Source organism: Serratia sp. JSRIV002 (assembly GCF_019968725.1).
GTDB lineage: Bacteria > Pseudomonadota > Gammaproteobacteria > Enterobacterales > Enterobacteriaceae > Chania > Chania fonticola_B.
In genome coordinates this window covers 4,062,082-4,086,004 of record NZ_CP074143.1, presented here as the reverse complement: position 1 = coordinate 4,086,004, position 23,923 = coordinate 4,062,082, and the positions used below count along the sequence as shown (strand labels likewise).

Below are 23,923 nucleotides of genomic sequence, written 5' to 3'. Positions count from 1 at the left end.
CTCCCCCCGAACCTTATGGTGTAACGGTGGTTTTTCTGCGCCCTAACGGCGTGCGCAGGCGCTGTGACAAGATCACCCCCAGCAGGGCGATACCGCCACCAATCAGATGGTAGCTATGCAACTGTTCATGCAGGAACAGGACCGCAATTATTGCGGTGAACACCGGCGCCAGATTCATAAAGATCGAAGCCTTGTTGGCACCCAGGCGCATCACCCCTTGGATCCACAGGAACGGCGCGGCAATCGAAGCAGGGATACCGGCAAACAGCACCAGCGGGATATTCTGGCTAGTCAGCTGCACGTCATGCGCCATCAGGAAGTTCGGCAATAGCAGTACCACGCCAAACACGATCTGCACATACAACGACTGCCAGTTGGGTAACGGGATCGCCCAACGTTTGGTCAACACGCCGTACAGGGCGTAGGAGGCCGAAGCGGCGAACATCATCAGTTCACCTTTGCCAATGCCGTGTTGCAGCAGCAGCCCGGGTTGCCCCGCGCTAACCAGCCACACCAGCCCACCCAGCGACAGGATACTACCCAGTGCGATACCCACGGTGGGGGCAACGCGCAGGACGAATATACCGATTAATACCGTCAGCAGCGGGATCAGCGAGTTGAGGATGCCCATAAACAGCGCGCTGACGCTATGTGCGGCGTAATAGGCCAGGCTTTGATACAGCACCATCCCCAGCAGGCCGAGGATCATCAGTTTCCACCAGTTGGCGCGAATGGTAGGCCAATTACGGATCGCTCCCGGCAGAACGAAAGGGGTGAGCACGATCAGCGCCAATGCCCAGCGATAGGAGGAGATGGCAGCCGGATCGATGGCGGTTGCCGATACTTTACTGACTACGGCGTTAATCGACCAGATCAGCACCGCCAGCAGGGGAAAGAGCACGTTCATGATAATAATTCTCAACAACGAATAACATGCTGGCTAGTCTACCCGTGTCCGGTTTATTATATATAGTCAAAATCAGACAGCATTTCGCGAAATCAAGACAACTTCACCATGGCCGAAACCCGTAATTATCCCACCGCAGACGTCGCTGCTCCGCGCACGCTGTTTTTCCGCTGCGAAGAAACCCATGCGGATACCGAATATCTGCCGCACAGCCACGACTGGGGGCAGTTGATTTGCGTCAAAACCGGGGTGATTGCGCTGAATATTGCCGGGCAGCGTTTTTTGGCTCCGCCGGAGTTCGCCGTCTGGTTGCCGCCGGGCATGGAGCATTCCAGCCATAACCGCAAACCGGTGCTGTTCCGCACCATCAATATCGCCAAATCCTTATGCGTCGGGTTGCCAGAGGAGGCCTGTTTGATCAACGTCTCGCCGGTGTTCAGCGCCATTGTTGAAGATTGCCTGGGGCGAAAAATGCTGGAGCCCACTAGTGAAGAGGATCTGCGCCTTTGCCGGGTGCTGATCGACCAACTGCGGATTTCCCCGGTGCAACAGACCTATCTGCCGACCTCGCAAGACAAGTTTTTGGGGCCAGTGTTACAGGCGTTGGAACGTTGCCCAGCGGATAACACCTCATTGGCGGTATGGGCCAGCAAGGTGTATACCACTGAGCGGACGCTTTCACGCCGTTGCCAGCAGGAACTGGGCATGTCGTTTAGCGAGTGGCGGCAGCGCCTGCGCTTTTTACATGCGCTTTCGCTGCTCGAACAGGGGAAAACCGTGCAGGATGTCGCACTCGATGTGGGCTACAGCTCGGCTTCCGCGTTTATTGTGATGTTCCAGCAGATCGCCGGCACCACGCCAGAACGTTTCCGCCGGGCATGACAATCCCAACACGACATCAACTGGCCCAGGTTACGTCGAACCGAACGTTCACATCACCACTCCAGGTGCCTGCCGGCAAGGTGCTGAAGTCGGTCACCGGGGTCGTGCCATCAGCCGTCGCACCGATGATAGTGAAATCGAAGTGGTCTTGCGCACTCTGGCGGCCAGGCTGCTTGTCAGCGTTAGCAAGTTTGCTCAGGTTACCGCCTGATATACCGGCCGAAGTATCAATCAGGGTGGTTTGAGCGGTTTTTGTTATCGCAGCGCCGTGGTGTTTAACCCCCACTTCCAGGGTGGAACCGGAGGTGCCTAATTGAGTCAGGGTATTGGAAACCAGTTTGGCGGTCAGTTTAATCGCGGTTCCTTCGCCTTGGAGAGCTACGTCGAACACGCCTTGCTGGCTATTGAAGCGCTTTACGCCTTCAGCATATTGGAAATACAGGTTGCCAATGGGGGTAACGACCAATTGACTGGAGGAGTCTTTCACCGCTATCGCAGGCCAGGTGGCCAATGCTTGTGTAGTCACGTTTTCAGCCTGAGCGGTACCAACGGCTGTGAGTGTTGCAACGATCGCCAGAACAAGTGTCGCTTTTTTCATGGTTAACACCTTTGATTTTCGATTTGTTTCTGCCCGTTAGCCGGTCGCTAACGCGAAGGTTCGCCTCCTTGCCTGGTAATTATCGGAAAAAACTCAATAAAGCTTAGAAGAAAAACATCGTTATTCCACTGTGCATAACAAGCTTGGGTTTCTAAACCATTCAGTGGCACACTATTTTGCAGCTATTGCTTACCTATACCCGTCGGAGAGTGACGTGAAGATACTGGTTGATGAAAATATGCCCTATGCGGTGGATTTGTTTAGCCGCTTGGGGGAAGTACAGGCCGTGCCTGGCCGCCCGATCCCAACCGATGCGCTGGCCGAAGCCGACGCCTTGATGGTGCGCTCGGTGACCAAAGTGAATCAGGAACTGTTGGCTGGCACCAAGATCGGTTTTGTTGGCACCGCTACGGCGGGTACCGACCATGTGGACGAGGCGTGGTTGCAGCAGGCGGGGATTGGTTTCTCGGCCGCCCCTGGCTGCAATGCCATTGCGGTGGTGGAGTATGTGCTTTCGTCATTAATGCTGTTGGCGGAGCGCGATGGCTTCTCTTTGCGTGATAAAACCGTTGGTATAGTGGGTGTCGGCAATGTTGGCTCCCGGCTGGATGCTCGCCTGAAAGCCATGGGCGCGCGTACGCTGTTGTGCGATCCACCACGCGCCGATCGTGGGGACAGCGGCGAATTCTGGCCGTTGGAAAAGCTGGTGGCAGAGGCCGACGTGCTGACGTTCCATACCCCGTTGAACAAGACTGGCCCGTATAAATCGTTGCATCTGGCCAACGCGGATCTGCTGGATGCTTTGCCCGACGATCGCATTCTGATCAACGCTTGCCGGGGGGCCGTGGTGCATAACGCCGCGTTGCTTAACGTGTTGGAGCGGGGTAAGCGATTGAGTACGGTACTGGACGTGTGGGAGCCGGAGCCGGATCTCAGCGTGCCGTTGCTGGATCGGGTGGATATCGGCACCGCCCATATCGCCGGTTACACCTTGGAAGGCAAGGCACGCGGCACCACGCAGGTGTTTGAAGCCTTTGCCCAGCATCTGGGGCAGCCGCAAGCTATCGAGCTGGCCTCGCTGCTGCCGGTGCCAGAGTTCAGCGAAATCCGCCTCAATGGGCCGCTGGACGAAGGCAAGTTAAAACGATTGATGCACTTGGTGTATGATGTGCGCCGCGATGATGCGCCGCTGCGGCAAGTTGCCGGGCTGCCGGGTGAGTTCGATCGCCTGCGCAAGCATTATCAGGAACGCCGGGAGTGGTCTTCACTGCGGGTGCAGTGCGATGACAGCGCCAGTGCGGAACTGCTGCACAAACTGGGCTTCGGCGTCCTGTAACAGGGCGAGCATAAGGTTGCCTTAAGGCAATTGGCGGTAAAGTTTATCGGGCGGTGACTGCATCGCCCGTTTGCATTTGAATCAAATACTCTGGAGAAACCCAATGTCTGACGGCTGGAATATCGCTGTGCTCGGTGCCACTGGCGCAGTAGGTGAAGCGTTGCTGGAATTGCTACAGGAACGCCAGTTCCCGGTGGGTGAACTCTTTCCTTTAGCCAGCGAGCGCAGTGCTGGCGCTACGGTGCGTTTCAACGGCAAATCCTTGCTGGTGGAAAACGTAGAAGAATTCGACTGGTCGCAGGCGCAACTGGCGTTTTTTGTTGCCGGTAGCGACGCTGCGGCCCGTTACGCTGATGATGCGGGCAATATGGGCTGCCTGGTGATCGACACCAGCGGCCATTTTGCACTTGAGCCGGACGTGCCGTTAGTGGTGCCAGGTGTTAACCCGCAAGTGCTGGCGGATTACCGCAACCGCAATATCGTCGCGGTGGCCGACAGTATGGTGAGCCAACTGTTGACGGCGATTAAACCGCTGACCGAACAGGCCGGGCTTTCCCGTCTGCACGTCACCACGCTGATGTCGGTTTCGGCTCGCGGCAAGGTCGCGGTGGACGATCTGGCAGGCCAGAGCGCGCGTCTGCTGAACGGCATTCCCGCAGAACCAGGCGTGTTCGCCAAGCAGTTGGCGTTTAACCTGCTGCCATTGATGACCGATGAGCAGGGCAGCGTGCGTGAAGAGCGTCTGATCGTCGATCAGGTGCGTAAGGTGTTGCAGGATGAAGGGCTGCCGATTTCGGTAAGCTGCGTTCAGTCGCCGGTTTTCTACGGCCATGCGCAAGTGGTGCATCTGGAAGCGCTGCGTCCAATCGCGGCAGAGGAAGCTCGCCACGAGCTGGAGCAGGCTGAAGATATTCAACTGAGCGAAGAAGACGATTATCCGACTCAGGTTACCGAAGCTTCCGGCAGCGATATGCTGAGCATTGGCTGTCTGCGCAATGATTACGGTATCCCCGAGATGCTGCAGTTCTGGTCGGTGGCCGATAACGTGCGCTTTGGCGGCGCGTTGATGGCGATCGAAACCGCTGAACGGCTGTTGCAGGAGCAGATGTACTGATGTCCGAGGTGGAGTTGCCAACCCAGCCAATGCTGAAAATTGCGCTGGGGATTGAGTATGACGGCAGCCGTTATTACGGCTGGCAGCGTCAGCAAGAAGTTACCAGCGTCCAGGCATGCCTGGAAAAAGCGTTAAGCAAGGTGGCGGATGCGCCGATCGGCGTATTCTGCGCCGGGCGCACCGATGCTGGGGTGCACGCTACCGGGCAGGTGGTGCATTTCGAAACCGCCGCACAGCGTAAAGACGCCGCCTGGACGATGGGGGTGAACAGCCATTTGCCGCCAGATATCGCGGTACGCTGGGTGAAAGAGGTCAGCAGCGATTTTCATGCTCGCTTTAGCGCCACCGCGCGGCGTTATCGCTACATTATTTATAATCACCGCTATCGCCCGGCGGTCTTGCAGCAGGGGGTGACGCACTTTTATCATCCGCTGGACGCCGATCGCATGCATCGTGCCGCGCAGGCCCTGCTGGGGGAAAACGACTTTACCTCATTCCGGGCGGTGCAATGCCAGTCACGTACGCCGTGGCGAAACGTAAAACACGTTAAGGTTTCGCGCTATGGCGAATATATCGTGGTAGATATAAAGGCCAACGCCTTTGTCCATCATATGGTGCGCAACATTGTTGGCAGCCTGATGGAGATTGGCTGTGGCAATCAGGATGAGAACTGGATGGGCGAGCTGTTGGCGCTCAAAGATCGCAGCCTGGCGGCCGCTACCGCACGGGCTGAAGGCCTGTATCTGGTCGCGGTTGATTATCCAGAGTCGTTTGCCTTGCCCCGGCCGCCGATGGGGCCGTTGTTTTTAGCTGACGATTAACTGGCAGGCTGGCAGATTAATGCGTTATTTATTGGTGCCAACGCTGGGTGAGAGAGACACCCGGTCAATTGAGAGAGTTTATGGACATCATCAAGTTTCTGATTGATTTTATTTTGCATATTGATGTGCACCTGGCCGAACTGGTCGCGCAATACGGTATGTGGGTTTACGCCATTCTGTTCCTGATCCTGTTTTGTGAAACCGGGCTGGTGGTTACGCCATTCCTGCCGGGGGATTCTCTGCTGTTTGTCGCCGGTGCGCTGGCCGCGTTGCCTTCCAACGATCTCAACGTGCATACCATGGTGGCGTTGATGGTGATTGCAGCGGTGATTGGCGATGCCGTCAACTACACTATTGGTCGGCTGTTCGGCGAAAAGCTGTTCAGCAACCCGAACTCGAAAATTTTCCGTCGTAGCTATCTGGACAAAACCCACCAGTTCTACGAGAAACACGGCGGAAAAACCATTATTCTGGCGCGATTTGTGCCGATCGTGCGCACCTTTGCGCCGTTCGTGGCCGGTATGGGGCATATGTCCTATCGCCACTTTGCTGCCTATAACGTGATTGGTGCGCTACTTTGGGTGCTGCTGTTCACTTATGCTGGCTACCTGTTTGGCGACTTGCCGATCGTGCAGGAAAACTTGAAGTTGTTGATTGTTGGCATCATCCTGGTTTCAATTCTGCCGGGCATTATTGAAATCTGGCGCCATAAACGCGCGGCTGCCCGCCAACAAAAACAGTAAAAACACCGCTTAACCCGTCGGTTCGACCAGTTTTTTGTCCACACAATCGGGCCGATATGGTTTAATGAGCGACATTTATGGTCTGTTCCCGCGAACGACCCTGAAGCCAATGCCTTGGTAGCGCGCCAGTTGCGCTTAGCTCGGCATTTTTGCATGGGGTGTGTTGCGGGAGGATTGTTAAGGCATGAACAGCGGACGGGTGTCTGCCAGGTTCAAACAGAAAGGTCATCGATGAGCTGGATTGAACGAATTCTCAACAAAAGCAATGTTACGCAAACCCGTAAGGTGAGCATTCCTGAAGGGGTCTGGACCAAATGCGATAGCTGTGGTCAGGTCCTTTACCGTGCTGAACTGGAGCGTAACCTTGAGGTCTGCCCCAAGTGCGACCACCACATGCGCATGTCAGCCCGTATGCGTCTGCATACCTTGCTGGATGAAGGCAGTGAAGTGGAACTGGGCAGCGAACTGGAGCCGAAAGACGTTCTGAAGTTCAAGGATTCCAAAAAGTACAAAGACCGTCTGGTTGCCGCACAGAAAGCAACCGGCGAGAAAGACGCGCTGGTGGTGATGAAGGGCACGCTGTATGGCATGCCGATCGTTGCGGCCTCCTTCGAATTCGCCTTTATCGGCGGTTCGATGTCTTCCGTGGTTGGTGCACGCTTTGTGCGTGCGGTTGAACAGGCGTTGGAAGATAACTGCCCGCTGGTGTGCTTCTCTGCCAGTGGCGGTGCGCGTATGCAGGAAGCGCTGATGTCGCTGATGCAGATGGCGAAAACCAGCGCCGCGTTGGCCAAGCTGCAAGAGCGTGGCCTGCCGTATATTTCGGTACTGACCGATCCGACCATGGGTGGCGTATCCGCCAGCCTGGCGATGCTGGGCGATATCAACATTGCCGAGCCAAAAGCGCTGATCGGCTTTGCCGGGCCACGGGTTATCGAACAAACCGTACGTGAAAAACTGCCGCCGGGCTTCCAGCGCAGTGAGTTCCTGATTGAAAAGGGCGCCATCGACATGATCGTGCGCCGCCCGGTGATGCGTCAGACACTGGCCAGCATTCTGTCCAAGCTGACCAACCAGCCGCAGCCGCATTTCGATGAGGCCGCGCCGGTCATCGCTCAGGAAAATCAGGCCGACGCCTGAGGCGCAGACAAAGACCCGGTATAGGTGCAAGCCTGCGCCGGGTTCTGCCGCCATTTTGTGGCTAAGTTGCGGCGGGAAACGAAGAGCATCGCTTTTGACATCGTCAGGGCGATGCGTCTTACGGATTTATGAACCCAAAGTCAGTGATGGGACTCATGCAAAACCACCAAATTCCCCAAGCCACGTCGCCATTGAGCTCGTGGCTTTACTATCTGGAACGTCTGCATAGCCAGGCGATCGAACTCGGCCTGGAGCGTGTGCAACACGTTGCGGCGCACCTTGACCTTCGCACTCCTGCTCCTACGGTATTTACCGTTGCCGGTACTAACGGCAAAGGCACCACCTGCCGCACGTTAGAGGCCATTTTGCTGGCTGCCGGGCTTCGGGTCGGGGTTTACAGTTCACCGCATCTGGTGCGTTATACCGAACGGGTGCGCATACAGGGTGAAGAGCTGAGTGAAGCTGAACACTGCCGCTCTTTTGCCGCGATTGAGGCTGGCAGGGGGGAAACCTCGCTGACCTATTTCGAATTTGGCACCCTGTCGGCATTACAGCTGTTTAAACAGGCTAAGCTTGACGTGGTGATCCTGGAAGTGGGGCTGGGCGGGCGTCTGGACGCGACCAATATCGTTGAGCCAAGCGTCGCCGTGGTGACCAGCATTGCCTTGGATCACACCGACTGGCTAGGCCACGATCGTGAAAGCATTGGCCGCGAGAAGGCGGGGATATTCCGTGGCGGCAAGCCTGCCGTGGTCGGTGAACCGGATATGCCGCATAGCATCCAGCAGGTAGCGGAAGATCTCAACGCTCAACTGTATCGCCGTGATGATGCCTGGTCGTTCAGCGAACAGGGTGAACGCTGGCAATGGGAAGGGGGCGGCACACGTCTGACCGAGCTCCCTATGCCTAATGTCCCCTTGGCGAACGCGGCGACGGCATTGGCTGCGCTGCACTATTCGGCGCTGGAAATCGACGAGAAGGCGATTTTTGCCGGTCTACAACAGGCCGCTTTGCCAGGGCGTTTTCAGACCGTGCAGCAGAACCCGCAGCTGATCCTGGACGTTGCCCACAACCCTCATGCTGCGGCCTATCTGGCTGGGCGGCTGGCGAAACTCCCCCGCAATGGCGGTGTGGTTCGCGCGGTGGTGGGGATGCTGTCGGACAAAGACATTGCCGGTACGCTGGCCTGCCTGAGTGAACAGGTGGACGAGTGGTATTGTGCACCGCTGGAAGGCCCACGCGGAGCCAGCGTTGAGCTGCTGGCACAGTATTTAACGGAACCACGCAAATTTGCCGATGTCGAAACTGCCTGGCGTCAGGCTATGCAGGACGCAGATATTCAGGATATTGTGATCGTCTGTGGGTCTTTCCACACTGTTGCCCACGTGATGGCGGCGTTAGACGAGAGGCGGGGAGTGTGAGTGGCAAGTAAATTTCAGAATCGACTGGTTGGAACCGTGATTTTGGTTGCCCTGGGGGTGATTGTCCTGCCGGGGCTGCTTGACGGCAAAAAGAAGCATTATGAGGATGAGTTTGCGGCGATCCCGTTAGTGCCCAAACCGGGGGATGCTCATGAAATCGACGTGATCCCACCGGCCAATCAGGCGCTACCTTCGGTTCCACCGGAGGGGGCTGGTGCTTTGGTTGAACAGCAGCAGGCCGCCGCCGAGGCCTCCGCCCAGCAGGCGGCTAATCAAACGACTCAACAGCAGCAGCCTGCGGTTGTTGCTCCGCCGCCCATCGAAACCAAACCGGTTCAGCCAACTAAACCTAAACCGGTAGAGGTGAAGCCGGTGGAAGTGAAACCTAAGCCAGTGCCAACACCGCCAAAGGTAGAGCCAAAGCCGGAAGTGAAACCAGAGCCAAAGCCTGAAACCAAACCTGCGGTTGAAGAAAAGGCGCCGGCTGGTCAGGCCTATGTGGTGCAGTTGGGGGCGTTGAAAAATGCTGCCAAGGTCAATGAGATCGTCGCTTCGCTGCGCCTGTCTGGGCACCGGGCTTATACCGTGCCTTCCACGCCGGTGCAGGGTGAGATCACCCGCATCTACGTTGGCCCAGATGCCTCGAAGCAGAAGCTGCAGGCTTCGCTGGCGGAGCTGAATGGGATCAGTGGGCTGAGCGGGCAGGTGAAGGCGTATAGCGCACGTTGATCCATTGGGGCTGTCATATGTATGCCCCTCACCCCGACCCTCTCCCACAGGGAGAGGGGGCGTTCCCTCAAGCATTGTGCGTAGAGGGGGAGGGGTTCTAATATTCTTGCTCACTTAATCCAAGGTTCGGGTAAGTTGGAATTGTGTCACAACCGCTAAGCGCGACTCGGACGATCCGTCTCTCTGTGGGAGAAGGTACGGGGGAGTTGGAATTGTGTCACAACCGCTAACCGCGACTCGGACGATCCCCTCTCCCTGTGGGAGAGGGTTAGGGTGAGGGGCCAGTGCTCAAGGAGGAGGATTGCCAAATCGCCACAAAAATTGTGCCTTTCAGGGGCCGGATATCCTATGTAGGCGCGGCGATTAGCAATTTTAACATCGCCGTTTTTTATTTGTTACGTGGTGGGAAATCCGCTACGCAAACGTTTTCTTTTTCTGTTAGAATTCGCCGCGATTGGATGCAGGGGCGATTCATCATTGGAATAGTTCATGGTCTGGATTGATTACGTCATTTTAGCGTTGATTGGATTTTCGGCTCTGGTGAGCCTGATCCGAGGTTTTGTTCGCGAAGCATTGTCACTTGTGACATGGGGATGTGCGTTCTTTGTTGCCAGCCATTTCTACCCATACCTTGCAGCCTACTTCACCCGTTTTGAAGATGAGCTGGTACGTAACGGCATTGCGATTGCCATTTTGTTTATCGCAACGCTGATTGTGGGCGCTATCGTTAACTATGTGATTGGGTCACTGGTAGAGAAAACCGGATTATCGGGCACCGATCGGGTGCTGGGCGTGTGTTTCGGCGCACTGCGCGGCGTGTTGATCGTGGCAGCGATACTGTTCTTCCTGGATACCTTTACCACCCTGTCGCAAAGTGCGGACTGGAAACAGTCACAGCTGATCCCCCAGTTCAGTTACATCATCAGATGGTTCTTTGACTATCTGCAAAGCACGTCGAGTTTCTTACCAACCCAATTACCGGGGCGGTAGCGGCTTAGAGGAAAAGACAACATGTGCGGTATTGTCGGTATCGCCGGTTTTATGCCGGTAAACCAGTCGATTTATGATGCATTGATGGTGCTCCAGCATCGTGGACAGGATGCCGCTGGCATCGTCACTATTGATGCCCATAATGGGTTCCGCCTGCGCAAGGCAAATGGTCTGGTGAAAGATGTATTTGAAGCCCGGCATATGCTGCGCCTGCAGGGCAACATGGGCATTGGCCATGTGCGTTACCCAACGGCTGGCAGCTCCAGCGCTTCAGAAGCTCAACCTTTCTATGTCAACTCGCCGTTCGGCATTACGCTGGCACACAACGGCAACCTGACCAACGCCCACGAACTGCGCCAACAGCTGTTTGAACGTGGCCGCCGTCATGTCAACACCACTTCCGATTCCGAGATCCTGCTGAACGTGCTGGCCACCGAGCTTGACCGTTTCCCGCATTATCCACTGGAGTCCGACAACATATTTACCGCCGTTGCCGCGATGCATCAGCAACTGCGTGGCGCTTACGCCTGCGTAGCCATGATTATCGGCCACGGTCTGGTGGCGTTCCGCGATCCCAACGGCATTCGCCCGCTGGTGATCGGCAAACGTGAGCTGGAAGATGGCCGCTGTGAGTACATGGTAGCCTCTGAGAGCGTGGCGCTGGATACCTTGGGCTTCGACTTCCTGCGCGACGTAGCGCCGGGTGAAGCGGTGTATATCACCGAAAAAGGCCAGTTGTTCACTCGCCAGTGCGCGGAGAACCCAAAAACCAATCCATGCCTGTTCGAGTATGTCTACTTTGCCCGTCCTGACTCCTTTATGGACAAGATCTCCGTCTACAGCGCCCGCGTGCGTATGGGGCAGAAATTGGGTGAGAAGATTGCGCGCGAATGGGAAGATCTGGATATCGACGTGGTGATCCCGATCCCGGAAACCTCTTGCGATATCGCGCTGGAGATTGCCCGTATTTTGGATAAGCCGTATCGCCAGGGCTTCGTCAAGAATCGCTATGTTGGCCGCACCTTCATCATGCCGGGCCAGCAGGCTCGCCGTAAGTCGGTACGCCGCAAGCTGAACGCCAATCGTGCCGAATTCCGCGATAAGAACGTGCTGTTGGTTGATGACTCCATCGTCCGTGGTACCACTTCAGAGCAGATCGTGGAGATGGCGCGTGACGCCGGGGCCAAACGGGTTTATCTGGCTTCTGCCGCACCGGAGATCCGCTTCCCTAACGTGTACGGCATCGATATGCCGAGCGCGACGGAGCTGATTGCCCATGGGCGTGAAGTAGACGAAATCCGCCAGATTATTGGTGCCGACGGCCTGATTTTCCAGGATCTGGATGACCTGATCGCCGCAGTGCGCGAAGAGAACCCGGACATCGCCCAGTTCGAATGCTCGGTGTTTAACGGCATCTACGTGACCAAAGACGTTGACCAGAGCTATCTGGAATATCTGGAAACGCTGCGTAATGACGATGCCAAAGCGTTGCGCGGCCAGACGGAAGCCGAAAATCTGGAAATGCATAACGAGGGTTAACGCCCACGTGCCTCACCAAAACAGTGCATCGTAGCGTTAGTTATGGTGCATTGTTTTATTCCCACCTTGAATCTACGAAGGTTTGCTGCCAAACCTGCCCCTATTCGGCTATCCTTACGGCATATTTCCCGACAAAGGCCAGCTTGATGAAAAGACTCATTATCGGTATTTCCGGCGCCAGCGGCGCTATCTACGGCGTGCGCTTACTACAGGTGCTACGTGGTGTAGAAGAGGTGGAAACCCACCTGGTAATGAGCAACGCGGCGCGCCAGACGCTGGCGTTGGAAACCTCTCTGAGCCTGCGTGACGTTCAGGCCCTGGCCGATGTGGTGCACGATGCGCGTGATATTGCCGCCAGCATTTCCTCCGGCTCGTTCAAAACCATGGGGATGGTGATTTTGCCATGCTCAATCAAAACCTTATCTGGCATCGTCAACAGTTACAGCGATGGGCTGCTGACTCGCGCCGCCGATGTGGTCCTCAAAGAGCGTCGGCCACTGGTGCTCTGCGTGCGTGAAACGCCGTTGCACCTGGGCCATCTGCGGCTGATGACCCAGGCCGCGGAGATGGGGGCGGTGATTATGCCGCCGGTACCGGCCTTCTACCATCGTCCGCAAACCGTTGATGATATTATCGATCAGACCGTTAATCGGGTTATCGACCAGTTTGACATCGAACTGCCGCAAGATCTCTTCACGCGTTGGCAAGGCGTTAATTAACCAACTTACCCTCAAATTTATACATTTGTGCAACATCGCACTGATTTAGTGCGATTGATGCATCATAATGATCCTGCTTCCCCATGCACTCTGTTTCAGTAACTTGTAGGTTTTCCATGGCGAAGCCCGAGTTTGCCGTTCATTTTGTCGTTCGTTGCCTCTGGGAAGAGCTTTGAACAGAGCGTGGCCGTTCCCCGCGCTCGCTAATGACAAAGTGGCATGATTACTGCAAATCCTGTGTGTGATGAAAGTAATGCCCGTAGTGGCATCGGCAAAAATATCCATTTGAGGGTAATTATGAAAAAGCTTGTTAAAGTTCTCCCTTTAGTTTTGGCTTTGAGCGCGGTTGGCAGTGCATTCGCCGCATTACCTTCCACACTGAAAATCGGTACCGATCCGACCTATGCGCCGTTTGAGTCGAAAAATGCGCAGGGTCAACTGGTTGGCTTCGATATCGATCTGGCCACCGAGCTGTGCAAACGCATAAATACCAAGTGTATCTTTGTGGAAAGCGATTTTGATGCGCTGATCCCCTCCCTGAAAGCGAAGAAAATCGACGCGATCATCTCTTCTCTGTCCATTACCGAAAAACGCCAGCAGGAAATTGCCTTTACCGACAAGCTGTTTGCGGCCAACTCACGGCTGATCGCACCAAAAGGCTCCAAGATCCTGCCTACCGTCGATGCGCTGAAGGGCAAGAGCATCGGCGTATTGCAGGGTACCACCCAGGAAGCTTTTGCTAACGCCAACTGGCAGCCAAAAGGCGTGACCGTGGTGCCTTACCAGAACCAGGATCTGGTGTATGCGGATCTGGCTTCCGGGCGTATTGACGCCGCGTTTCAAGATGAAGTCGCCGCGAGCGAAGGCTTCCTGAAGCAGCCTCCAGGCAAGGAGTATGAGTTTGCCGGTGAGTCGGTGAAGGACGATAAATTCTTTGGTGTCGGCACCGGTATGGGCCTGCGCAAGGATGAAACCGAGCTGAAAGCGGCACTGGACAAAGCCTTCGCCGAAATGCGCAAAGACGGCACCTACGATAAGTTCGCGAAAAAATACTTCGACTTTGACGTTTACGGCGGCTAATTCCTGTCGGGTACTCTCTATGACAACAGGCCCGGTTTTCCGGGCCTGTTCTGGCTGGAGTGTCATGACGTGCTCAATGACGACAGGGTGACGTAAATGCTACAAGGTTACTCCCAACTGATATTTGAGGGGGCTCTGGTGACGCTGGAGCTGGCCCTCAGTTCCGTATTGCTGGCGGTGGTGATTGGTTTGATCGGCGCTGGCGGTAAACTTTCGCAAAACCCTGTTATTTCCACGATCTTTGGTGCCTATACCACCTTGATCCGTGGCGTGCCGGACCTGGTGTTGATGCTGTTGATCTTCTACGGTCTGCAAATTGCCCTTAACCATGTGACGGAGTTTATTGGCTTCTCGCAGATTGATATCGATCCCTTGGGGGCGGGCATCATTACCCTGGGCTTTATCTACGGAGCCTATTTTACCGAAACCTTCCGGGGAGCCTACCTGGCGGTGCCTCGTGGTCAGATCGAGGCGGCTACCGCCTTCGGTTTTTCCAACGGGCAGATTTTCCGCCGCATTCTGTTTCCGGCCATGATGCGCTTTGCGTTACCCGGCATCGGCAACAACTGGCAGGTGATCCTCAAGGCGACGGCCTTGGTCTCCATTCTTGGACTCAACGATCTGGTAAAGGCCACGCAGCTGGCAGGAAAGGGCACCTATCAGCCTTTCTTCTACGCCATTGTCGCAGGCTTGGTGTATCTGTTGTTCACCACGATTTCCAACGGCGTGTTGCTGTGGCTTGAGCGGCGTTATTCACTGGGCGTCAAAAGGGCCGAACTATGATCGATATCCTGCATCAGTATTGGCAGCAACTGCTGTGGACCGATGGCTATCGTTATACCGGCGTGGCGGTGACCCTGTGGTTGCTGATCTCTTCGGTGGTCATGGGCGGGCTGCTGGCCATCCCGATGGCGGTAGCTCGGGTATCTTCCATCCGCTGGGTACGCTACCCGGTGTGGCTGTATACCTATGTTTTCCGCGGTACGCCGCTGTACGTACAACTGTTGGTGTTTTATTCCGGTATGTACAGCCTGGAAATCGTGCGGGGTACCGAACTGCTCAATGCGTTTTTCCGCAGCGGGATGAACTGCACCATATTGGCGCTAACGCTGAATACCTGTGCCTATACCACAGAGATTTTCGCCGGAGCCATTCGTTCGGTGCCGCATGGGGAAATTGAAGCAGCCAGGGCCTATGGGTTTTCCAGCTTTAAACTGTACCGCTGCATTATTTTGCCTTCGGCGCTGCGTTCGGCACTACCGGCGTACAGCAATGAAGTGATTCTGATGCTGCACTCGACCGCACTGGCCTTTACCGCCACGGTGCCGGACCTGTTGAAGGTGGCCCGCGATATCAACGCGGCGACCTACCAGCCGTTTTATGCCTTTGGCATTGCGGCCGTGCTGTATCTGATTATCTCCTATACGTTGATCAGCCTGTTCCGCAGGGCAGAAAAACGCTGGATGGCACACGTAACTCATCGATGAATGACGGGGATCCACCATGCCTGAACAAAAATTAGCCGTCACCGAACTGCACAAGCGTTATGGTGACCATGAAGTACTGAAAGGGGTCTCCCTGGCGGCCAATGCGGGCGATGTGATTAGCATTATCGGTTCTTCCGGCTCCGGTAAAAGTACCTTTCTGCGTTGCATCAACTTCCTGGAAAAGCCCAGCGAAGGCTCCATCAGCCTGAATAATGAAAATATTCGCATGGTGCGCGACAAGGATGGCCAGCTCAGAGTCTTTGACAAGAAACAGCTGCAGTTGCTGCGTACCCGCCTGACCATGGTGTTCCAGCATTTCAACCTGTGGAGCCACATGACGGTGTTGGAGAATGTGATGGAAGCTCCAATCCAGGTATTGGGGCTGAGCAAGGCCGAGGCGCGCGAACGGGCGGTGCGCTATCTGGATAAGGTCGGCATTGACGCGCGGGCGCAAATTAAATACCCGGTGCACCTCTCCGGCGGGCAGCAGCAACGCGTTTCTATTGCCCGGGCGTTGGCAATGGAGCCGGAAGTGCTGCTGTTCGATGAACCGACTTCGGCGCTGGATCCTGAACTGGTGGGCGAAGTGCTGCGCATTATGCAGAAATTGGCGGAAGAGGGGAAAACCATGGTGGTAGTGACGCACGAAATGGAATTTGCGCGCCATGTCTCCAGCCACGTCATTTTCCTGCATCAGGGGGTGATTGAAGAGCAGGGGCCACCTGCGGAGTTGTTTGGTAACCCTAAGAGCCCGCGTTTGCAGCAGTTTCTTTCAGGAGCGCTGAAGTAGATATTTTTCCTCTCACCGTCTCCCGCAGGGAGACGGTGAGAGGGCATCAAGCCTGTTGATTGATCACATCATCCAGCGCTTGTTCCAATTCAAAGAAACGGAAAACAAATCCCGCCTCTTCCAACCGCCTCGGCACTGCCCGTTGCCCCCCTAATACCAACACCGCCGCTTCCCCCATCAGTAACCGCATGGCAAAGGCTGGCGCACGCAAAAATGCTGGACGATCCAGCACCTTGGCCAGGGTGGCGGTGAACTGTTCATTATGCACCGGATAAGGTGCCACCATATTGAATGGCCCACGCAGCGCAGGATTGTCCAACAGGTAAATGATGGCATTGACCATATCGTCGATATGGATCCAGGGCAGATACTGGCGGCCATTGCCGATCGGCCCGCCTAACCCCATACGGAATGGCGGTAGCATCTTCGCCAGCGCTCCCCCTTTGGGCGACAAGACAACGCCGGTACGTAGCAGGCAAACGCGCGTGTAGCTACTTTGCGCCCGAAGGGCCAGAGCCTCCCAGCGTTGGCACAGCTGGTGGGTAAATTCATCGTGCGGAGGTTCTTCTTCCGTTACCACCGCCTGGCCCTGATCGCCGTAATAGCCGACCGCCGAGCCGGAAATCAGTACCGAAGGTGGCGTATTGCTGGCGGTGATGAGCGTGGCTAGTCGTTCGGTTAAATCCCAACGGCTGTGGCATAGCAGTTTTTTCTGCTCCTTGCTCCAGCGTTTGTCGGCAATGGGTTCACCCGCCAGGTTGATCACGGCATCAAAGCCGTCCAGAGAGCGTTGTTCATCAAGCGAAGCCCAGTAGCTGAGCCGATCGCCGAACTTATCCCGTGCCTTGGCGACGTTGCGCGTCAACAGGGTGATCTCATGCGAAAGGTGCAGCAGTTGCCTGGTCAGGCTACTGCCGATCAACCCAGTCGCGCCGGTAATCAGGATTTTCATGGTCGGCCTCCCTGGTAGGGTGAGTGCTAAGCGGTTTCCCGTCGGTAACTCATGGTCATGGAAACCGAGTCGGCATAACGTAGGGCCAGCAATTTATCTATCTCTACTTCAGCATAGGTTACCCATGGATGTTGTTTCACTATGTCGAGCACATCCTGAGTTAATTTTTCCAGCAGCGCGAAGCGATTGTCTTCGATATGGCGAATGATCGCCTTGGTGATGGTGCGATAGTTGAGGGCGTCGCTAATGTCTTCGCTGTTACGCGCCTTGTCTGCCGGGTAGTGGATCGCTACGTTGATCAGAACGTCCTGACGGTTGTTGATTTCTTCTTCCTTGATACCGATGAAGGTGCGTAACCGCAGGTTTTTAATACGGATAATGGCATCGGGTTGCTGGCATGGCATCAGAGATTCTCCGGAGGTCTGATTGTTTGTATTCAGAATACACGGAAAGTGAAGAAAAGATAATGTAGCCAGACGCTTAAAGAGAGCAACGCGGGGGAGATCACACCGGTTTCCCCTCTCCGATGTGTACACGATGCAAGAGAGGGGGAGGGCAGCGTTAGGCTTGATCTGCCAATTTATAGGCGCGTTCCGTGGCCGGGCGGTTGCGGATGCGTTCGAACCAGTTACGCACCGCCGGATAATCCGCCAGATCGATGCGCTGGCGTGGATGCGACACTACCCAGGGATAAGTCGCAATATCGGCAATGCTGTAGTTATCGCCGCCCAGGTAAGGATGCCGTTGCAACTCGGTTTCCAGTACGCCATACAGGCGTTTGGTTTCCTGCTGGTAGCGTTCTATCGCGTAGGGGACAGGTTGTGGTGCGTAGTGGTTGAAGTGATGATTTTGCCCAAGCATCGGCCCAAACCCGGCGACCTGCCAAAATAACCACTGTAGAGTTGCTGCCCGCTCGCGAACCCCTTTGCTGAGCAGTTTGCCGGTTTTCTCCGCCAGATAGAGCAGGATCTCGCCTGACTCAAACAGGCTGATGGGTGCCCCACCGTCAACGGGTTGTTGATCAACGATGGCCGGGATTTTGTTGTTGGGAGAAATGGCCAGAAACGCTGGTGTGAATTGATCGCCAGCACTGATATTTACGCGATGGATACGATAAGGTAAACCAACCTCCTCCAAAAGCAGGGTAATTTTGTGCCCATTGGGAGTCGGTGCGTAATACAGATCAATCATATGATAATACTCCTTATAAAACATCAAGATAAGATGAGCATAGATCGGTTGGTTCGCTTGAGACTATGCGAACATCCGCATGGGCTTTATCGGCGGCCCTGTTGCGGATGCAGAGGGTACTGTTACAGCTTATATGATAGCGTGATGTTCGATCCAGGCTTTGGTCATGCGGAGTATCGCAGATGGGGGGAGGGCACCTGAAGGGCCAACAATAATGGGCAAAATGTCCTCCCATTTGTGAAAGAAGAAAAGCCCTACTACTCTAACTGATATCCCGTTGGAGTAATCCTCCGTGACATTAAAACCTCTAGTTGTGTGGGTTAATGTTACCTTTCAACTGTTATTGCCGTTGAGCCTTTCCTTTGCCCCAGTAATAGCAAAAATGCTTGCCCCAGCTCCTCTAACCAAGCCTGTTACGCTGTATGAAACCGAGCCATATACCTTGTCAGCAGATGAAACCGTCTATAGCGTTGCCCAAAAACAGCGTATTACGTTGGATGAGCTAAAAAAGGTTAATCAGTTTCGCTCATTTTCAAAACCGTTCAATCAACTGGGGAGCGGCGATGAAATTGATATCCCGACCGCAGCATCATTACGCTTGAAAAACCAGCAAGCAGAAGCTTCCCCAGCGGTACCCCCTCCTCAACATAATGAGAGGCTGGCACATGGCCTGTTAAAGGGGACCACACTGTTAGCCGATGATAACACTCCGTTGGCAGCGGCTGGCATGGCGCGTTCGATGGTGGTGGGTGAAATCAATGATTCGGCACAACATTGGCTGAGTTCGTATGGCACGGCGCGCGTTCAACTTAATCTTAATGATGACTTCAGCCTGGAAGGGAGCTCGGCAGATCTTCTGGTGCCGCTTTATGATGATAGGAAATCGCTTTTATTCAGCCAGTTAGGGATGAGAAACCAAGACAGCCGCAATACCGTCAATCTCGGGGCAGGCGTTCGGACGGTGCAAGATAATTGGATGTATGGGGTTAATGCCTTTTATGATCGTGACATGACGGGTAAGAACGACCGTGTCGGTTTTGGGGTTGAAGCCTGGACGGATTACCTCAAGCTGTCGGCTAACAGCTATCTGGCTCTCACCGATTGGCATCAATCCCGGGATTTTGCCGATTACAATGAGCGCCCTGCCAACGGCTATGATCTGCGGGCAGAGGCTTATTTGCCCGCTTACCCTCAGTTGGGCGGAAAGTTGATGTTTGAGCAGTACCGGGGGGACGAAGTGGCATTGTTTGGCAAAGATGACCGGCAGAAAAATCCCTATGCGATCACCGCGGGGATCACCTATACGCCGATCCCCCTGATCACTATCGGAGCAGAGCACCGTGCAGGTAAAGGTAGCCGTAACGATAGCAGCATCAGTATGCAACTGAACTACCGTCTGGGGGAATCATGGCAGGCGCAAATTGATCCCTCTGCGGTGGCAGCAAGCCGTACTCTGGCCGGTAGCCGTTATGATCTGGTGGAGCGTAATAACCAGATTGTGCTGGAGTACCAGAAACAGACGTTAATCCAATTGGCATTGCCGGATCAAATGACCGGCAGTGCCTTTGAAACCATCAAAGTGGATGCGCAGGTAACGGCGAAATATGGGCTTGAACGCATCGATTGGGATAGCACATCGTTAGTGGCAGCCGGAGGGAGGGTAATACAAACGTCTTCACAAAGCATTTCGCTAAAGTTACCCCCTTTTATGGCTGGCAATAATAATTACACGTTAGCTGCCGTGGCTTATGATAATCAGGGCAATGCTTCAAACCGCAGTACCACGCAGATCGTTGTTACCCAACAAAATGTCAGCATAGTCAATTCCAGCATTCAGGCTTCCCCGGACGAAATACCTGCTGATGGCGTTGCCAAAAGCGTGATTACCTTGAATTTAAAAGACCTTAACAATTTTCCGGTTCGGGGAATGGGGGACCAACTGACTGCGGATTTGCGTTTTACACCGAATACGGGGGCAACCCAGCCTATCAGTAACCCGCTGTTGAGTACCGTTACCGAGACCGCACCGGGGGTCTACACCTATCAGTTAACGGCAGGGTTCTCTCAGGGAGAAGCTATTATTGCTCCAACCCTTAATGATATCTCTCTGGCTTCAGCTAAAGTTAATTTAATCGCGAGTAGTCAGGAACTGAGCCCGGAAAACTCCCTTTTTAGCGTAGAGCCGGCAGAAATTATTGCTGATGGTTTACAGACCAGTACGTTGGAGTTTACCGCTCAGGATATCAATCACCAGCCGATTAATGGGTTAACGGTGGCCTTTGAGGTTACGGGCATTCCCGAAGTTACTCTGAGCGCGGTAACGGAAAATAACGGCGTGTACAGCGCCAAACTGAGTGGAACAGCCGCAGGCACGGTAACCGTAGTTCCTACAGTAAATGGTGCCGCCGTGGAGATGAAGTCACACGACGTGGTGCTCACCGCCGATCGCAGCGCTGCCACCATTGAGCTGAGGGTGATTAGCGATCATGCATACGCTAATGGCGTTGATGTTAATAAGGTTGAAGCAAGGGTAACCGATAGCCATGGCAATCCTATCGATGCTACCGCAGTGGAGTTTGAGGTAGACAATGGTGCGACGGTGCTGTCCCCTATGGCCAGAACAGATAATGAGGGGCTGGTGACGGTGGAGCTAGCCAATGTTAATGCCGGAGTTGTTACGGTTACCGCCTCTATTGGTGACTACCAGGTGAGTACAGAGCTCTCTTTTGTGCCAGAAACACCCGTCAAATTGTTGATATACAGCAACGGCACCGAGCTGGCTGGGCATCCTGTCGTTGGGGATAACCTCCTGGCCGTTGCAATGTGTTCAATTGCCTTGTGTAACGGAATACCAATGAATTATCAGTGGGAAGTGGAGTCATCTGCGGGTTCGGGGGTCTTTGTCGCTATTCCTGGTGCAACCTCAGAAACATTGACGGTGACAGCAAACCTACAGAAACGGGCTATTCGAGTGGTATCGCATTAACACCGGGGTTTTATCATTCTTCCAGGCAGGTCTGGAAGGTGATTCAAACATTGATTTTGAGTACAGCAGAGGAAAGAAAACAATGAACAACAAAATTGGCTCATGCAGAGGGCTGGTTCCTCTGCTATCGGGAATGTTGCTCAGTATACTGATAGTCGGTTCTGCCTGGTCGGCGGTGACCTCCAGCCCGACTTCCACCGTAAGAGGGCGGGCCCCGGTAGTGACGCAGAGCACCATCGTTTCTGACAATGCCAGTGGCAACGGCTTGATCGATATCGGCGATACCTTGAGTATCGGTACCGCAGGGGCGTTCAGCGATGCGGATGGTGACGCGGCGATACCGGAAACCTACCAATGGCAGGCTGATGGTGCAGATATTGCAGGGGCTACCGGCAACACCTACACCATTGTTGCCGGAGACTTGGGCAAAGCCATTACCGTGTTAGTGACTCCGCACACCGACCCGGCCATTACCGATCCTGCGGTGGGTTTAGTGGTTCCTTCCAATACCTTGACCGTTATTGCTGGTGGGACAGTCACCGGTGTGACGGTTACCGGTGAAGTAGGTGGCTATCCACAGGTTGATTCTACTCTGACTGCGACAGCAACCTGTGCGGGGGGGACCTGTACTGGCCTGACCTACCAGTGGCAGCTTGAAACTGGCCAGGGAACAAATACGTACAGCAACATAAGTGGGGCAACCAGCAGCACCTATACTCCAGTGCGGACAGACCAGAGGCTGAGAGTCCAGGTTGTTGTCAGCAACCCTGCGGCTCAGTAATCAAGAGTCAGCCCAGGCATGCTTAAGGTGTGCCTGGGTCAGTTGGTTTAACCAATCAGTATGATGGATACGCTGGATGTTGCATCGCAATAATATCTTTAAGGTTTTTGTATTCAGGATATTACTGGTTCTGATCGTCTTGATGAGCCAGGTGGTGCAGGCTGTCCAGCAATCTACCCAGCCAGTTCACGGGCGAGCACCGACCACCACGCTCTCGGTAGACAACGCCAAGCCGCGGGCCGGGGAGGTCATTACCGTGACATCGTCCTTCAATGATGTGGATGGCGATACGGAACAGGGAACGACCTACCAGTGGATGTTGGACGGTGCTGCCATTAATGGGGCAACCAGCCCGAGTTATACTCTGGAGCTCAGCGACATCCTGGCGGGCAGTGAGTTGAACGTGATCGTAACCCCTCAAACCAACCCCGATATTACCCTTCCAAGTGAAGGGCTGCCGGTTCAGCTAGCTAGCCCTATCAATATCAAGTGGCAGCGGATGCTTTCCAGCCTGGTATGGGCCGAGTCTCCCCTGGGGGCGGTTGCCGATGGGCTGGCGGTGAACACCGTACATGCTACCGTTCAGTATCTGGACGGTACACCTGTTGTGGGCGCAACGGTGCTTTTTGATGCCGATAATATGGGCGCGATTTCGGCCAGTGCGCAAACTGGAATTGGGGGCGAGGCAACGGCTTATGTGACGAATGTGATCGCCGGTACCACTCAGGTAACGGCCAGGATTGATGATGATGTTCAGTCGGTCAATACGCTGTTTGTTGCTGGCCCAGTGGAGGTTGTGCATGCGGAAGTCACCCAGGACAATGCGCTGGCCAATGGCATCGACGATAATAATGTGCTGGTCTATGTCGAAGACCGCCATGGCAACAGTATTGAGGGTGAAACGGTAAACTTCACCGCGACCAATGGCGTAACGCTGCTGGCGACCAGTGGTGTGACGGACAGCAACGGTGAGGTAAAAATAGCCCTGACCAGTGACACTGCCGTCAATAGTGATGTCACCGCCACTGCCGCCAATGGTGTTTCAGCTACCGTCAACGTTGCGTTTTTTGCTGATGTGCAGATGACGCATATCTTGGCCAACGGCGCCTCTTTCTCGGCGGATGATGGCTTCCCGAAAACAGGCTTTACCGGTGCGGAATTTCAGTTGGTGGTTGGCGAGGATCCTGCCGGGAACAGTTCCTATAGCTGGAGTAGCGACCAGAGTTGGGCCAGTGTGGATGGCAGCGGTAATGTGAGATTTAATCAAGAACCTACATCGGCTAATAATCGGGTCACCATTACGGCCGAACATACAGGCAATGGCTCAACGTTAACCTATCAATTTACCGTCAACCGCTGGTTCAGAAATAATAACTATTTCCTTATGGATGTCAGTGAGGCTGCCGCGTGGTGCAGTTCCCAAGGGGGCGGCTACGCGGTGCCGAGCTATAGTGAGATGACAGACCGAACCCCGATAGCCCAGACCGGGGCCAACCGGGATGCCAATGCCAGATTATGGAATGAATGGGGCAGCATGAGTCGATACTCTAGCGGTTGGTTTGCGGGTAACTACTGGGGGAGGGAACTTACCGCTGCCGGTAACGAACGGCATTATGTTTACCTGGGGAACGGTAATTTATTCAGTTTCCCGTTAGACGGCGTAACCTATGTGACTTGCTCAACCTCTCTATAGGCGAATGTGGCAAAGGCAGCAGGA

General features: G+C 54.7%; 23 protein-coding genes. 18 read left to right on the top strand and 5 right to left on the bottom strand.

All coding sequences use genetic code 11. The annotated features are described in order from the left end of the window. Positions 1–13 precede the first annotated feature (13 nt). Positions 14–907: a DMT family transporter gene (locus KGP26_RS19170; protein WP_223664445.1), complete on the bottom strand. Its 894-nt coding sequence runs from the start codon at positions 905–907 to the stop codon at positions 14–16. A gap of 108 nt (positions 908–1,015) precedes the next feature. Between KGP26_RS19170 and KGP26_RS19165 the strand changes: the two genes are divergently transcribed. Further along, the gene (locus tag KGP26_RS19165) at positions 1,016–1,789 is read left to right on the top strand and encodes a helix-turn-helix domain-containing protein (protein ID WP_115158221.1); all 774 of its coding nucleotides are present in this window, start codon (positions 1,016–1,018) and stop codon (positions 1,787–1,789) included. A gap of 16 nt (positions 1,790–1,805) precedes the next feature. Here the strand turns inward: KGP26_RS19165 and KGP26_RS19160 are convergent, their stop codons facing one another. Continuing rightward, on the bottom strand, positions 1,806–2,387 hold the full coding sequence (locus KGP26_RS19160; RefSeq protein WP_021806029.1) for a common pilus major fimbrillin subunit EcpA: 582 nt from the start codon (positions 2,385–2,387) through the stop codon (positions 1,806–1,808). Positions 2,388–2,601: 214 nt separating this feature from the next. Here KGP26_RS19160 and pdxB point away from each other — a divergent pair, with 214 nt between their 5' ends. The 14 genes from pdxB (at position 2,602) to hisP (ending at position 16,296) form a co-directional block, all read left to right on the top strand. Next, positions 2,602–3,723, top strand: coding sequence for a 4-phosphoerythronate dehydrogenase PdxB (gene pdxB, locus KGP26_RS19155; protein ID WP_223664444.1), 1,122 nt, complete (start codon positions 2,602–2,604; stop codon positions 3,721–3,723). Between the two features lie 103 nt (positions 3,724–3,826). Continuing rightward, a complete protein-coding gene (locus tag KGP26_RS19150; RefSeq protein ID WP_094981997.1) occupies positions 3,827–4,837 on the top strand; it encodes an aspartate-semialdehyde dehydrogenase in 1,011 nt (336 codons plus the stop codon). After that, on the top strand, positions 4,837–5,658 hold the full coding sequence (gene truA / locus KGP26_RS19145) for a tRNA pseudouridine(38-40) synthase TruA (RefSeq protein WP_021178578.1): 822 nt from the start codon (positions 4,837–4,839) through the stop codon (positions 5,656–5,658). Before KGP26_RS19150 ends, truA begins: the two co-directional genes overlap by 1 nt. Before the next feature lie 80 nt (positions 5,659–5,738). Then, entirely contained in the window at positions 5,739–6,401 is a 663-nt protein-coding gene (locus KGP26_RS19140) for a DedA family protein (RefSeq protein ID WP_021178577.1), read from the top strand. 231 nt (positions 6,402–6,632) lie between these two features. Beyond that, positions 6,633–7,541: an acetyl-CoA carboxylase, carboxyltransferase subunit beta gene (gene accD, locus KGP26_RS19135; RefSeq protein ID WP_021178576.1), complete on the top strand. Its 909-nt coding sequence runs from the start codon at positions 6,633–6,635 to the stop codon at positions 7,539–7,541. A 155-nt stretch (positions 7,542–7,696) separates the two neighbouring features. Continuing rightward, the gene (gene folC / locus KGP26_RS19130; RefSeq protein WP_223664443.1) at positions 7,697–8,962 is read left to right on the top strand and encodes a bifunctional tetrahydrofolate synthase/dihydrofolate synthase; all 1,266 of its coding nucleotides are present in this window, start codon (positions 7,697–7,699) and stop codon (positions 8,960–8,962) included. Continuing rightward, a complete protein-coding gene (gene dedD, locus KGP26_RS19125) occupies positions 8,963–9,691 on the top strand; it encodes a cell division protein DedD (protein WP_059201332.1) in 729 nt (242 codons plus the stop codon). Between the two features lie 489 nt (positions 9,692–10,180). Next, positions 10,181–10,681, top strand: a complete 501-nt coding sequence (cvpA, locus tag KGP26_RS19120; protein WP_021178573.1) for a colicin V production protein — start codon at positions 10,181–10,183, stop codon at positions 10,679–10,681. A 21-nt stretch (positions 10,682–10,702) separates the two neighbouring features. Beyond that, positions 10,703–12,220, top strand: coding sequence for an amidophosphoribosyltransferase (gene purF / locus KGP26_RS19115; RefSeq protein WP_021178572.1), 1,518 nt, complete (start codon positions 10,703–10,705; stop codon positions 12,218–12,220). A gap of 146 nt (positions 12,221–12,366) precedes the next feature. After that, positions 12,367–12,939: a UbiX family flavin prenyltransferase gene (locus KGP26_RS19110; protein ID WP_024530661.1), complete on the top strand. Its 573-nt coding sequence runs from the start codon at positions 12,367–12,369 to the stop codon at positions 12,937–12,939. A gap of 297 nt (positions 12,940–13,236) precedes the next feature. Further along, positions 13,237–14,019 (top strand): histidine ABC transporter substrate-binding protein HisJ, encoded by a 783-nt coding sequence (gene hisJ, locus KGP26_RS19105; protein ID WP_037375624.1) that lies wholly within the window; start codon positions 13,237–13,239, stop codon positions 14,017–14,019. 96 nt (positions 14,020–14,115) lie between these two features. Then, complete coding sequence (locus KGP26_RS19100) at positions 14,116–14,802, top strand: histidine ABC transporter permease HisQ (protein WP_021178569.1); 687 nt, start codon at positions 14,116–14,118, stop codon at positions 14,800–14,802. After that, positions 14,799–15,506, top strand: a complete 708-nt coding sequence (locus KGP26_RS19095) for an ABC transporter permease (RefSeq protein WP_021806023.1) — start codon at positions 14,799–14,801, stop codon at positions 15,504–15,506. The genes KGP26_RS19100 and KGP26_RS19095 overlap by 4 nt, the downstream gene beginning before the upstream one ends. A gap of 16 nt (positions 15,507–15,522) precedes the next feature. Then, positions 15,523–16,296, top strand: coding sequence for a histidine ABC transporter ATP-binding protein HisP (hisP, locus tag KGP26_RS19090; protein ID WP_021178567.1), 774 nt, complete (start codon positions 15,523–15,525; stop codon positions 16,294–16,296). Between the two features lie 46 nt (positions 16,297–16,342). Here the strand turns inward: hisP and KGP26_RS19085 are convergent, their stop codons facing one another. From KGP26_RS19085 to yfcG, 3 genes are all read right to left on the bottom strand, one after another. Continuing rightward, positions 16,343–17,248, bottom strand: coding sequence for a TIGR01777 family oxidoreductase (locus KGP26_RS19085; protein ID WP_115158217.1), 906 nt, complete (start codon positions 17,246–17,248; stop codon positions 16,343–16,345). A 26-nt stretch (positions 17,249–17,274) separates the two neighbouring features. Next, a complete protein-coding gene (folX, locus tag KGP26_RS19080; protein ID WP_021178565.1) occupies positions 17,275–17,652 on the bottom strand; it encodes a dihydroneopterin triphosphate 2'-epimerase in 378 nt (125 codons plus the stop codon). A 157-nt stretch (positions 17,653–17,809) separates the two neighbouring features. After that, entirely contained in the window at positions 17,810–18,439 is a 630-nt protein-coding gene (gene yfcG / locus KGP26_RS19075) for a GSH-dependent disulfide bond oxidoreductase (protein ID WP_021806021.1), read from the bottom strand. Between the two features lie 382 nt (positions 18,440–18,821). Between yfcG and KGP26_RS19070 the strand changes: the two genes are divergently transcribed. The 3 genes from KGP26_RS19070 (at position 18,822) to KGP26_RS19060 (ending at position 23,899) form a co-directional block, all read left to right on the top strand. Next, positions 18,822–21,425: a ZirU family protein gene (locus KGP26_RS19070; protein WP_223664442.1), complete on the top strand. Its 2,604-nt coding sequence runs from the start codon at positions 18,822–18,824 to the stop codon at positions 21,423–21,425. Positions 21,426–21,507: 82 nt separating this feature from the next. After that, a complete protein-coding gene (locus KGP26_RS19065; RefSeq protein ID WP_223498128.1) occupies positions 21,508–22,206 on the top strand; it encodes a ZirU family protein in 699 nt (232 codons plus the stop codon). Between the two features lie 76 nt (positions 22,207–22,282). Further along, positions 22,283–23,899, top strand: a complete 1,617-nt coding sequence (locus tag KGP26_RS19060) for an Ig-like domain-containing protein (protein WP_209522610.1) — start codon at positions 22,283–22,285, stop codon at positions 23,897–23,899. Positions 23,900–23,923 lie beyond the last annotated feature (24 nt).

What these genes read in the sequence shown, in the direction of transcription:
- hisP (WP_021178567.1), top strand. Translation starts at nt 15,523, where the DNA reads ATGCCTGAACAAAAATTAGCCGTCACCGAACTGCACAAGCGTTATGGT.
- purF (WP_021178572.1), top strand. Translation starts at nt 10,703, where the DNA reads ATGTGCGGTATTGTCGGTATCGCCGGTTTTATGCCGGTAAACCAGTCG.
- KGP26_RS19070 (WP_223664442.1), top strand. Translation starts at nt 18,822, where the DNA reads ATGCTTGCCCCAGCTCCTCTAACCAAGCCTGTTACGCTGTATGAAACC.
- KGP26_RS19065 (WP_223498128.1), top strand. Translation starts at nt 21,508, where the DNA reads ATGAACAACAAAATTGGCTCATGCAGAGGGCTGGTTCCTCTGCTATCG.
- KGP26_RS19095 (WP_021806023.1), top strand. Translation starts at nt 14,799, where the DNA reads ATGATCGATATCCTGCATCAGTATTGGCAGCAACTGCTGTGGACCGAT.
- truA (WP_021178578.1), top strand. Translation starts at nt 4,837, where the DNA reads ATGTCCGAGGTGGAGTTGCCAACCCAGCCAATGCTGAAAATTGCGCTG.
- folX (WP_021178565.1), bottom strand. Translation starts at nt 17,652, where the DNA reads ATGCCATGCCAGCAACCCGATGCCATTATCCGTATTAAAAACCTGCGG.
- cvpA (WP_021178573.1), top strand. Translation starts at nt 10,181, where the DNA reads ATGGTCTGGATTGATTACGTCATTTTAGCGTTGATTGGATTTTCGGCT.
- KGP26_RS19160 (WP_021806029.1), bottom strand. Translation starts at nt 2,387, where the DNA reads ATGAAAAAAGCGACACTTGTTCTGGCGATCGTTGCAACACTCACAGCC.
- folC (WP_223664443.1), top strand. Translation starts at nt 7,697, where the DNA reads ATGCAAAACCACCAAATTCCCCAAGCCACGTCGCCATTGAGCTCGTGG.
- KGP26_RS19100 (WP_021178569.1), top strand. Translation starts at nt 14,116, where the DNA reads ATGCTACAAGGTTACTCCCAACTGATATTTGAGGGGGCTCTGGTGACG.
- KGP26_RS19085 (WP_115158217.1), bottom strand. Translation starts at nt 17,248, where the DNA reads ATGAAAATCCTGATTACCGGCGCGACTGGGTTGATCGGCAGTAGCCTG.
- KGP26_RS19060 (WP_209522610.1), top strand. Translation starts at nt 22,283, where the DNA reads ATGTTGCATCGCAATAATATCTTTAAGGTTTTTGTATTCAGGATATTA.
- KGP26_RS19165 (WP_115158221.1), top strand. Translation starts at nt 1,016, where the DNA reads ATGGCCGAAACCCGTAATTATCCCACCGCAGACGTCGCTGCTCCGCGC.
- KGP26_RS19150 (WP_094981997.1), top strand. Translation starts at nt 3,827, where the DNA reads ATGTCTGACGGCTGGAATATCGCTGTGCTCGGTGCCACTGGCGCAGTA.
- accD (WP_021178576.1), top strand. Translation starts at nt 6,633, where the DNA reads ATGAGCTGGATTGAACGAATTCTCAACAAAAGCAATGTTACGCAAACC.
- KGP26_RS19140 (WP_021178577.1), top strand. Translation starts at nt 5,739, where the DNA reads ATGGACATCATCAAGTTTCTGATTGATTTTATTTTGCATATTGATGTG.
- yfcG (WP_021806021.1), bottom strand. Translation starts at nt 18,439, where the DNA reads ATGATTGATCTGTATTACGCACCGACTCCCAATGGGCACAAAATTACC.
- hisJ (WP_037375624.1), top strand. Translation starts at nt 13,237, where the DNA reads ATGAAAAAGCTTGTTAAAGTTCTCCCTTTAGTTTTGGCTTTGAGCGCG.
- KGP26_RS19170 (WP_223664445.1), bottom strand. Translation starts at nt 907, where the DNA reads ATGAACGTGCTCTTTCCCCTGCTGGCGGTGCTGATCTGGTCGATTAAC.
- KGP26_RS19110 (WP_024530661.1), top strand. Translation starts at nt 12,367, where the DNA reads ATGAAAAGACTCATTATCGGTATTTCCGGCGCCAGCGGCGCTATCTAC.